Origin of the sequence: Microbispora sp. H10830 (assembly GCF_014161375.1) — a bacterium.
Taxonomy (GTDB): Bacteria; Actinomycetota; Actinomycetes; order Streptosporangiales; family Streptosporangiaceae; genus Microbispora; species Microbispora catharanthi.
Genome location: NZ_JABBWX010000046.1, coordinates 1 through 1,502, shown reverse-complemented (window position 1 = coordinate 1,502; position 1,502 = coordinate 1). Strand labels below are relative to the sequence as shown.

Here is a 1,502-nt window from a genome sequence, read left to right as displayed (position 1 = left end):
CGTTCTCCTAATGAGTGTTAGCGAGTCGCCTTCCGGCAGACTCGGTGCCTGGTAGCCCCCGGCAGGTGAGCACTTGGTTCTCCTGGGCTTCGAGCCCTGATGAAAGATCGTGCCCCTGCCGGTCGGCCGGGAGAGTTGATCGCTGATGGGATGTCGTGCCCGCCCGTCTGGGGCGTGAGCACTGCTTCATTAGGTCGCTGATGGTTCTCCCGCAGGCTGCTGACCAGCGGTGCCGAAGTCGGGAGAGACATTGCGACTGTTCGTGGGAGACGACTGGGCCGAGGCCCATCACGACGTGGAGCTGATGGACGCTTCGGGGCGGCGCCTGGCCAAGGCACGTCTGCCGGAGGGAGTGGCGGGAATGTCCCGGCTGCACGCCATGATCGGCGAGCAACTTGGCGAGCAGGCCGAAGAGGCGGAGGTGATCGTCGGGATCGAGACCGACCGCGGGCCGTGGGTGGCGGCGCTGGTCGCCGCCAGGTACACAGTGCTGGCGGTCAACCCGCTGCAGGCCGCCCGCTACCGGGAACGACTGAGCGTGTCGGGCGCCAAGAGCGACGCGGCCGACGCGCACATGCTGGCCGACATGGTCCGCACGGACTCCCACCAGCTGCGGCCGGTGGCCGGCGACAGCCCGCAAGCTGAGGCGGTCAAGGTCGTGGCCCGGATGCATAAGACGCTGATCTGGGAACGTACCCGCCATACCCAGCGGCTGCGGCACGCGCTGCGTGACTACTTCCCCGCCGCCCTGGTCGCGTTCGAGGACCTGGACGCCCCTGAGGCGCTGAACCTGCTGGCCCGCGCAGCCGACCCGGCATCGGCGGCGAAGCTGACCATCAGCCAGATCAGCGCGGCGCTCAAACGCGCCGGCCGCCGAGGCGATCTGGCTGCCAAGGCCGCGCCCATCCAGGCCGCTCTGCGCACCGAACAGTTGAGCCAGCCTGAGGTGGTCACCGCCGCCTACGCGGCCTCGGTCCGGGCACTGATCGCCGTCCTGACCGCATTGAACGAGCAGGTCACCGCCCTGCACAAGGAGGTCGAGGCGCATTTTGGCCGGCACCCGGCCGCTGAGATCATCTGCTCCCAGCCTGGGCTGGGACCGATCCTCGGCGCCCGGGTGCTCGCAGAATTCGGTGACGACCCCTACCGCTACGCCTCGGCCAAGGCCCGCAAGAACTACGCCGGCACCAGCCCGATCACCCGCGCCTCGGGCAAGAAGAAGGTTGTCGCCGCCCGGTTCGTGCACAACGACAGGCTGATCGACGCGCTGATCACCCAGGCCGCCACCGCGGTCCGTTTCTCGCCCGGCGCCCGCGCCTACTACGACAGGCAACGCGCTCGCGACGCCGACTACAACACGGCGCTGCGCCAGGTCGCCAACCGCCTCGTCGGCATCCTGCACGGCTGCCTCAAGACCGGCACCCTCTACGACGAGGCGACCGCTTGGTCGCAACACTCCGGATCTCTCGCTGCTTGACACTCAAGCTCCTGGGATGTCTTTC

Annotated in this window: 1 protein-coding gene; it reads left to right on the top strand. The window is 68.5% G+C overall.

Annotated features, from left to right (window positions below):
• Nucleotides 1–256 precede the first annotated feature (256 nt).
• Nucleotides 257–1,477, top strand: a complete 1,221-nt coding sequence (locus tag HHX35_RS42310; protein ID WP_259405916.1) for an IS110 family transposase — start codon at nucleotides 257–259, stop codon at nucleotides 1,475–1,477.
• Nucleotides 1,478–1,502: the final 25 nt, after the last annotated feature.